The organism is Microbacterium sp. ZW CA_36 (assembly GCF_044987475.1).
In the GTDB taxonomy this organism is placed as follows: Bacteria; Actinomycetota; Actinomycetes; order Actinomycetales; family Microbacteriaceae; genus Microbacterium.
This window is the reverse complement of record NZ_JBJDRL010000100.1, coordinates 1-9023: the sequence shown is the minus strand read 5'-3', so window position 1 is coordinate 9023 and position 9023 is coordinate 1. Positions and strand designations below refer to the sequence as shown.

Sequence of the window (9023 nt, the reverse complement as noted above, 5' to 3'; positions counted from 1 at the left end):
GGCGCGTCGCGCCACGCCGACCACGTCCCAGCCGGTCGCGCGCAGTGCCCGCACCGCCGACTCACCGATCCCCGAGCTCGCGCCGGTCACCACTGCACGTCTGTTCGCCATGCCTCCACGCTACCCACCCGCGTGCCCGCCCCCACACTCGTTCACTTGCGCTGTCTGTACGTGACACGCCGTGAGCTTCGTACATCCAGCGCAAGTGGACGGGGAACCCGGGGAACCGCGGCGCGGGAAGCGAGGAGGTTACGTCACATTTCCCGTGGGTTGTTGACAACGCGGGGCGGTCCGTACTGTCGAACCCGGCTGGGGGCGCCTGCTCCCGGCATCCGATCCCGCAGGAGCAAGCCATGTCCGCACCCGAGAACTGGCGTTTCGAGACCAAGCAGATCCACTCGGGGGCCCAGCCCGATCCGGTGACGAAGGCTCGCGCGACGCCGATCTACCAGACCACGTCGTACGTCTTCGACAACGCCGACCACGCGGCGAACCTCTTCGCGCTCGCGGAGTTCGGCAACATCTACACGCGCATCCAGAACCCGACGCAGGCTGTCGTCGAGGAGCGCCTCGCCGCACTCGAAGGCGGCACCGGTGCGCTGCTCCTTGCGAGCGGCCAGGCCGCCGCCACCTCCGCCGTCCTCAACATCGCGGAGTCCGGCGATCACATCGTGTCGTCGAGCTCGATATACGGCGGCACGTACAACCTCTTCAAGTACACGCTGGCGAAGCTCGGCATCGAGACGACGTTCGTCGAGAACCAGGACGACCCCGAGGAGTGGAGCCGCGCCGTCCGGCCGAACACCAAGCTCTTCTTCGCCGAGACCATCGGCAACCCGAAGATCAACGTGCTCGATATCCGCGCCGTCGCCGACGTCGCGCACGTGAACGGCGTGCCGCTCATCGTCGACAACACGATCGCCACCCCGTACCTCATCAAGCCGTTCGAGCACGGCGCCGACATCATCGTCCACTCCGCGACGAAGTTCCTCGGCGGCCACGGCACCACCATCGGCGGCGTGATCGTCGACGGCGGCACGTTCAAGTGGTCGAAGAACGTCGAGAAGTTCCCCGGCCTCACGGTTCCCGACCCGTCGTACCACGGCGCGTCGTACACCGCGGCGGTCGGCGACGGCCTCGCTTACATCATCAAGGCGCGCGTGCAGCTGCTGCGCGACCTCGGTGCCGCGATCTCGCCGAACAGCGCGTGGCTGCTCATCCAGGGCATCGAGACGCTGTCACTGCGCGTCGAGCGCCACGTGCAGAACGCGCAGGAGATCGCCGAGTGGCTCGAGAACCACGCCGACGTCGCGTCGGTCAACTACTCCGGCCTGCCGACCTCGCCGTGGTACGCCGCCGCCAACAACTACGCCCCCAAGGGCGTCGGGGCTGTCCTGTCGTTCGAGCTCAAGGGCGGCGTCGAGGCGGGCCGTGAGTTCGTGAACTCGCTGACGCTCTTCAGCCACCTGGCGAACATCGGCGACGTGCGCTCGCTCGTGATCCACCCCGCGTCGACGACGCACTCGCAGCTCACGCCCGAGCAGCAGCTCACGACCGGTGTCACCCCGGGCCTCGTGCGCCTCTCGGTCGGGCTCGAGAACATCGACGACCTCAAGGCCGACCTCGAGCAGGCGCTCGCGGCGGCCCGGCGCGTGTCGGAGGCCGCTCGCGCCTGATCCCCTCCTCAGGTGCCTCGGCCCGGCGCACTGCGCCGGGCCGAGGCATTCGTCATTCGCCGTCGTCGGAGGCCAGGTCGGCGGACAGCTGCTCGGCGGTGAGATGCGCACCCGGGACCGGACGGGGCAGCGTCGGCGCTGCGGCGTCGGTGTGCCACGGCTGCGCCTGCGGATCGGCGTCCCCGTTCGTGTCCTCGGGGTCGAAGAGCACGTCGGCGTCGTGATCGACGTCGTGCTCTTCCGGCGGAGTGGACGGCGGAGGCTCGTGGGCGGGCATGAAGGGTTCAGCGCTGGACATGCGCGCATCATGCCACGCGCGGGTGCACGGCCGATATACCGCGCCGCGCCGGCACCCGTAACAGACCGCGTGCGACGGCACCGGCACGCGAGAATGGACGAATGGACTGGCAGACCTCCGAAGACACGGTGCCGAGCGCGCCGGTGACGGAGGCCGACGCCCGGCTGCTGCTGGGGCGACCGCCGGCGACGGGCGCGTGGCGTGACGGCGACCCCGTCGGCGACCGCCACTTCGCCGCCTTCGGCTCGTTCCGCACCGAGGGCGGTCGCGAGCTTCCCGCCTACCGCCTCGCCTACGAGACGTGGGGCGAGCTCAACGCCGCGCGCGACAACGCCGTGCTCGTGCTGCACGCCCTCACCGGCGACAGCCACCTGCGCGGACCGGCCGGCGCGGGGCATCCGACCTCCGGCTGGTGGGACGACATCGTCGGCCCCGGCGCCCCCATCGACACCGACCGCTGGTTCGTCATCGCACCGAACATGCTCGGCGGCTGCCAGGGCTCGACGGGTCCGGCATCCATCGGCCCGGACGGCTACGAGTGGGCCTCGCGATTCCCGTACCTCACGATCCGCGACCAGGTCGCGGCGCAGGTGCGCCTCGCCGACGCGCTCGGCATCGACGTCTGGGCGGCCGTCGTCGGCGGGTCCATGGGCGGCATGCACGCGCTCGAGTGGGCGGTGATGCTGCCCGATCGCGTGGCACGCGTCGGCATCCTGTCGTCGCCGCCGGTCAACACCGCCGACCAGATCGCGCTCAACTCGGTGCAGCAGGAGGCCATCCGCATCGACCCGCGCTTCCAGGGCGGCGAGTACTACGACGCGGGCGACGGCGACGGCCCCAACCGCGGACTCGCGCTCGCCCGCCGCATGGCCCTCCTGAACTACCGCTCCCCCACCGAGCTCAATCAGCGGTTCCAGCGCAGCTGGCAGTCCGGCGTGAGCCCGCTCGGCCACGACGGACGCTTCGCCGTCGAGTCGTACCTCGATTTCCACGGCAACAAGTTCACGCGGCGCTTCGACGCGAACTCGTACATCACGCTCGTCGAGGCGATGAACTCCCACGACGTCGGCCGCGACCGCGGCGGGGTCGAGGACGCCCTCGCCCTCGTCACCGCCACAGCGCTCGTGCTCGGCATCGACAGCGACCGGCTGTTCCCGATCGATGGGCAGCACCGCATCGCGCGCGGCATCCGCCGCACCCTCGACGGCGACCGCGCCGTCGTGCTCTCGAGCGACTTCGGCCACGACGGCTTCCTCATCGAGACGCACGCGGTCGGTGCGCACCTGCGGCGACTGCTCGAGTCCTGATTCGCGCCGTCGGCGTATCACCGCTGTAGGTGTCCCCCTCCCACTGGGCAATGTCCCAAGGAGGGAATCATGAGCACTGAGACCAGATCGGGTGCCGAGTCGCCCGAAGACGCATTCGCCGCGCAGCCCTTCCTGCGCGAGCAGCTGGGCCTGAACGGCACCCGCGAGAGGTCGCCCGGTGAGAAGCGGCAGGCGCCGCGGCTCCCCGTCGACATCCGGTCCTCACTGGAGGCGGTACGACCGGAGCACGGACGCTTCCACGGCGCCAAGTTCTCGCTCGGGTACTTTCCGGCGCACGACGTCTTCGCGTCGGACGCCGACAAGTTCGGGTACCTGACGAAGGCCAAGGTGCGCGCGGCCAGCCGGCTGCCGCTCGACGACGCGACGCGAGACCTGCTGAGCCAGCTCGGCAACCTCATGGCCAACAGCGGCCGCGAGACCGCGGCCGACTCGGCGACGCCGGCCGGTTACACCTACGTCGGGCAGTTCGTCGACCACGACATCACCCTCGACGTGTCCTCGGCGCTCGATTCACCGGCGCTCGTCGACGCGACGATCATCAACAACATGCGCTCGCCGATGCTCGATCTCGACAGCGTCTACGGCAGGGGTCCGGCGGTGGACGCGTTCCTCTACGCCGCGCCCGCACCGGGAGAACCGGCATCCGCGTTCCGCATGCTGCTCGGCACCAACCTTCCCAGCGGTCTCGGGGGCGCCGGCGGCGCCGCGGGCGGCGGCGGAATGGTGGCGCACACCGATTTCGACGTGCCGCGCACCTCGGCGCTCACGGCGATCATCGGCGACCCGCGCAACAACGAGAACCTCATCGTGTCGCAGCTGCACCACGCGATGCTGCGCTTGCACAACGCCATCGTCGACCAGCTGATCGCGTCGGGCTTCACGGGCGACATCTTCGTCGAGGCGAAGCGACAGGCGACGCTGCACTATCAGTGGGCGGTCGTGCACGACTTCCTGCCGCGCATCTGCGGTCAGGCAGCGGTCGACGACGCGCTGGCGAACGTGAAGGCGAAGCCGAACAGCAGGTTCCAGATGCCGGTGGAGTTCTCGGTCGCCGCCTACCGGTTCGGGCACAGCATGATCCGCGACGAGTACTGGCTCAACTTCGAGCTGCGCAACAAGCCGATGTCGGACGTCTTCGCCTTCATCCACGAACCGCACCTGCCGGTGCGCTCGAACTGGGTCGTCGACTTCAACGCGTTCTTCGAGACCGGCTTCGCCGTCCCCGTGTTCAACAGCGCACGCAAGATCGACAGCGTGCTGGCGAGCGCGCTCGAGGACCTCGACGGGTCGGGCACCAACGCGCTCATGAGCATCCTCGCGACGCGCAACCTGCTGCGCGGCCTCGTCCTCGGCCTGCCGAGCGGACAGGCGACGGCGGCGGCGCTCGGCGTGCCCGTGCTCACCGCCGCCCAGCTCACCGACGGTCTTCCCGCCGACGAGATCGCGGTCCTCGAGCAGCAGAACGGCCTCCTCCTCGAGAAGACGCCGCTCTGGTACTACGTGCTGCGCGAGGCGATGGTGACGACTGCCGGGGAGCACCTCGGACCGCTCGGGGCGAAGATCGTGGCCGATACGTTCGTCACGCTGCTGCGCCGGGACGCGCTGTCGATGCTGAACGTCTCGTTCATCCCGACGCTCGGGGCAGCCCCCGGCGCGTTCACGTTCGCGGACGTGGTGCGCGTCGCCGATGTGATCGGCGCCTGAGGCCGGCTCAGCCCGTGCGCTCGTAGCGCCACGGGAGAGCGCCGATCTCCAGGCGATGACGGGATCCGGATGCCGCGGCTGCGGCATCCGGATCCCATTCGTCGTCGCCCCGCCAGACCAGCATCGGTCCGTCGCCGCCCCGGCGTGCCACCGTCTCGAAGTGGTGCACACCGCCCAGTCGCGCGGCGCCGATGACGGACGCGGCGTCGGCGTGGCCGGCCAGGCCGTGCAGCGTCACCCAGGTCGGCGGGTACAGCGTGAACTCCCCGCGGCCATGCCGTGCCAGCGCGTCGGCCGGACGCAGCCACTCGGCCGCGACCGCCTCGTCGGCCGAGAGCGCGAGCACGCCCGCGGCAGCCGGTGCGACGAAGAACCACGTGCGGATCCGCAGCGCGAGTCCGGGCGGCGGGTCCCAGCACGACAGGGTCACGAGGGCGTCCGGATCGAGAGCGAGCGCCGTCTCCTCACGCGTCTCGCGCACGCCCGCGGTGCGGGCGACCTCTTCCTCCGGCTCGTCGGCGGCGCGGCGGTCTGCGGCCTCGAGCTTGCCGCCCGGGAACACCCACGCGCCGGCGAACGAGCCGCGGTCAGGCCGCTCGATCATCAGTGCCTGGAGCCCGTCGGCTGTGTCGCGCAGGAGGACGACGGTCGCCGCCACGGGGACCGACGGGTCGGTGGCGTCCTCGGGACGACGACTCCGCGCGCCACCGATCGAGTCGCTCAGCGCCTGCAGCGCACGGTCGGCGGGCGTGGGCTCCGGCATCCGCTCACTCTACCCAGCGCCCGAACCGCGTCCACGGCCCCGGAGTGCGGCTGAGCGGATGCCGGACGCCGCGCTCTCGCCGCGACGAGCACGCTGCGACGCTCACACCGCGACGAGCACGCGGCGGCGCTCGGCCGCAATGCTCGCCACAGCGAGCACGAGACCGGCGCCGGCGAGCGCCACGCCGACCCACGCGGGCGCGAGGAAGCCCCAGCCCGCCGCGATCACGACGCCGCCGAGGAACGCGCCCAGGCTGTTGCCGATGTTGAGGGCGGAGTGGTTGAGCGCCGCGGCGATCGACTGGTTGTCCTGTGCGACGTCCATCAGGCGCGTCTGGATCGTGGGACTGAGCGCCGACGCGACGAAGCCTGTCGCGAACACGAAGAAGCCCAGCGCCCAGATCCACTCCGCCGTGACGGCGAGGAGCGCGAGCACGACGGCGAGCCCGATCAGCCCGCCGATGAGCGTGCGCTTGAGGTCGACGTCGGCGAGGTGCCCGCCGACGAGGTTTCCGACGGTCATGCCGAGGCCCATGACGACGAGCACGATGGGCACGACCCACTCGGGCGAGCCCGCGACCTCCGTCACCAGCGGGGCGATGTAGCTGTAGACCGCGAAGAAGCCGCCGAAGCCGATCGCACCGACACCGAGCGCGAGCCACACCTGCCCGATGCGGAAGACCTTGAGCTCGGCACGCATCGTGCGGCTCGGATCCCCCGGCCGCTCGGGCACGAAGAACGCGATGAGGATCGTTGCGGCGGCGAAGATGGCCGCCACCACCATGAACGCGGCACGCCAGCCCACCTGCTGCCCGAGGTACGTCCCGAGCGGCACACCGACCACGTTCGCAACGGTGAGGCCGGTCAGCACGAACGCGACGCCCTTCGCACGCATGCCCGGGCCGAGCACGTCGGCGGCCACGAGCGCGCCGATGCCGAAGTACGCGCCGTGCGGGAGCCCCGCGAGGAACCGGGATGCCGCGACCCACTCGAACGTCGGGGCGAGGAAGGTGAGCGCGTTGAAGACGGTGAGCGCCAGGGCGAGCCCGATCATGACCCGCTGGCGCGGGTACTTCGCCACCGCGCCGGCGATGGTCGGAGCACCGACGACCACGCCCAGGGCGTAGAGCGAGATGTGCCAGCCGGCCTGCGCGATCGCATCTTCGGAGCGCGTGGCCCACAGCGACGGCAGCAGATCCTCCGCGATGTTCGGCAGGAGGCCCATCACCACGAACTCGGTCATGCCGATGCCGAAGCTGCCGACGGCGAGCGACAGGAGCGCCCACATCGCGGCCTTCTTCGACAGGGAGGAGGTCGTCAGGTCCGAGGAGGGCACCACGTCACGCTAGCGGCGGTCGCGCCCGCTGTCGAATCGATTCGGCACCCGACGTCGCATAAGACTGAGCGGAGGTGCGACCGGCCTCTACTCGAGCCCGCCGTCGACCTCCTGCCGCTCTACCGCGGCTTCCAGTCGCTCGATCTTGCCGTCGAGCTCTCCCGTGTATCCGGGCCGGATGTCGGCCTTGAGCACGAGCGAGATCCGCGAGCCGTAGGGCGCCACTGCGTCGGTGGCCCGCTTCACGACGTCGAAGACCTCGTCCCACTCCCCCTCGATCTCGGTGAACATCGATGTCGTGCGGTGCGGCAGGCCGCTGTCGCGGACGACCCGCACGGCGGCGGCCACGGCCTCGTGCACCGAGCCGTCGGCACGGCCGGTCCCGCTGGGGGCGACGGAGAAGGCGACGAGCATTCGAACCTCCGGTTCTCGAGGGGTGTCGCGGAGCCGCGACGGTGGCGCGACCCCGACCTACTCTGGCACGCGCAGCGGCACCGGCCGGCGCACGCGCACCCGCGCCAGGCGCACCACGACCCAGGCGAACAGGCCAACGAGCAGCACGTTGCGCACGACGAGCAGCGCCACCGCCGCGGGCATGAGCGTCAGGATCGCGTCGTACCAGACGGGGAAGATCAGCTGTGTGAGCGCCAGGATCACGAGCGTCAGAACCGCCGGCCGCCGCCAGCGCCGCACCTGGAGGACGAGCCCGGCGACGACGGGCGCCACGAGCCACGTCATGTACTGGGGCGAGCCGACCTTGTTGAGCACGATGAACCCGAGGACGAGTGCGGCGGCGAGCGGCGGGAACAGCGCGACGAACGACGCTCCCCGCCACGCCTTGAGGGCCCCGACCGCCGCGATCGCCAGCATCCCCGCGATGAGCACGGGCGTCATGACGGCGATCACCGGGTCCACGCCGGGGCCGGTCACCTGGAAGGTGATCAGGTCCCGATCGTAGAAGATCGTCGCGCCCGGCACGCCGGCCGCCGCGAGCATCATGTACACCGTGCTGACCGGAGCCTCGATCTGAAGACCCCGGGAGGTCTGGTCGCCGACGAAGCCGAGCAGGTGGCCGCCACCACCGGCCAGCAGTGCGGCGATCACCACGACGGCCGAGACGATCGCGACACCACCGACGACGGCCGACCGTCGCCGAACCGCGATCACAGCCGAAGCGAGCAGCGCCGCCGGCCAGACCTTGATCCAGGTGGCGACGGCGAGGAGCGCCGACCCGAGCCACGGCCGGCCGACGAGCCACAGCCCGCCGGCGACGGCCAGCGGCACGGTGACCGCGTCGAGCCGGAACATGCCCACACCGCCGAGGGCCAGGATGGCGGCGAGCCAGAACCAGGCGGCGACCAGGCGGCCGCGTGACCTGGCGTTCCCGAGCAGCACCGCGAACGCCGCCGCGTCGAGCGCCGTGACGAGCAGCCCCCACCCGAGCGTGTAGTCCACGAGGCCGCTGAAGGCGCCGACCAGGAGGATCGGCAGGAGCGCCGGCGGCGGGTAGACCCACTCCTCGGTGATGCCCGGGATGGCCCCACCCATCAGGGTGCGTCCCGCCCACCACCGGTACAGCTGGTCGACGTCCCACGATGCGGCGTGATCGGCCGCGAAACCGAGCCAGATCACCACGGCATGCACGAGGACGAAAGCCGCCCACACCACCGCCCGTCGCGCCACCCCACCATCCTAGGGAGCCGCGAGAACGCCGCCGCGCCGCGGTCCAGCGTCCTTGCGGCGCCGCGGTTCAGCATCGGCGGTCGAGCCGCGGCTCAGTGCGCGGCTGCGCAGCGGTTCAGGGTCGCGGCCAGGCCGCGGCTCACTCCGCGGCCGCGCCGCGGCTCACTCCGCGGCCGCGCGGTGGCTCACTCCGCGGCCGCGCCGTGGCTCAGCCCCGCGGCCGCGGAGTGAGCCAC

At 71.1% G+C, this 9023-nt stretch carries 8 protein-coding genes and 1 pseudogene; 3 read left to right on the top strand and 6 right to left on the bottom strand.

Annotated features, from left to right (window positions below):
• A pseudogene (locus ACI3KX_RS21210) lies at nt 1–111 on the bottom strand (oxidoreductase); the annotation flags it as partial.
• A gap of 242 nt (nt 112–353) precedes the next feature.
• Here ACI3KX_RS21210 and ACI3KX_RS21205 point away from each other — a divergent pair.
• Nucleotides 354–1676, top strand: a complete 1323-nt coding sequence (locus ACI3KX_RS21205; RefSeq protein ID WP_363357827.1) for a bifunctional o-acetylhomoserine/o-acetylserine sulfhydrylase — start codon at nt 354–356, stop codon at nt 1674–1676.
• A 52-nt stretch (nt 1677–1728) separates the two neighbouring features.
• Here ACI3KX_RS21205 and ACI3KX_RS21200 read toward each other — a convergent pair whose 3' ends face one another.
• Nucleotides 1729–1974 (bottom strand): hypothetical protein, encoded by a 246-nt coding sequence (locus ACI3KX_RS21200; protein WP_404910984.1) that lies wholly within the window; start codon nt 1972–1974, stop codon nt 1729–1731.
• Nucleotides 1975–2075: 101 nt separating this feature from the next.
• On the opposite strand from ACI3KX_RS21200, the gene ACI3KX_RS21195 reads away from it, so the two are divergent.
• Nucleotides 2076–3281, top strand: coding sequence for a homoserine O-acetyltransferase (locus ACI3KX_RS21195; protein WP_363357829.1), 1206 nt, complete (start codon nt 2076–2078; stop codon nt 3279–3281).
• Nucleotides 3282–3350: 69 nt separating this feature from the next.
• The gene (locus ACI3KX_RS21190; protein ID WP_404910983.1) at nt 3351–5006 is read left to right on the top strand and encodes a peroxidase family protein; all 1656 of its coding nucleotides are present in this window, start codon (nt 3351–3353) and stop codon (nt 5004–5006) included.
• A gap of 7 nt (nt 5007–5013) precedes the next feature.
• Here ACI3KX_RS21190 and ACI3KX_RS21185 read toward each other — a convergent pair whose 3' ends face one another.
• The 4 genes from ACI3KX_RS21185 to ACI3KX_RS21170 all read right to left on the bottom strand — a co-directional run bounded on the left by ACI3KX_RS21185 (nt 5014) and on the right by ACI3KX_RS21170 (nt 8787).
• Complete coding sequence (locus tag ACI3KX_RS21185; protein WP_404910982.1) at nt 5014–5769, bottom strand: NUDIX hydrolase; 756 nt, start codon at nt 5767–5769, stop codon at nt 5014–5016.
• 102 nt (nt 5770–5871) lie between these two features.
• Complete coding sequence (locus tag ACI3KX_RS21180; protein ID WP_404910985.1) at nt 5872–7056, bottom strand: MFS transporter; 1185 nt, start codon at nt 7054–7056, stop codon at nt 5872–5874.
• 135 nt (nt 7057–7191) lie between these two features.
• Nucleotides 7192–7518, bottom strand: coding sequence for an MTH1187 family thiamine-binding protein (locus tag ACI3KX_RS21175; RefSeq protein ID WP_404910981.1), 327 nt, complete (start codon nt 7516–7518; stop codon nt 7192–7194).
• Nucleotides 7519–7575: 57 nt separating this feature from the next.
• Nucleotides 7576–8787, bottom strand: coding sequence for a hypothetical protein (locus ACI3KX_RS21170; RefSeq protein WP_404910980.1), 1212 nt, complete (start codon nt 8785–8787; stop codon nt 7576–7578).
• Between the last annotated feature and the right edge of the window lie 236 nt (nt 8788–9023).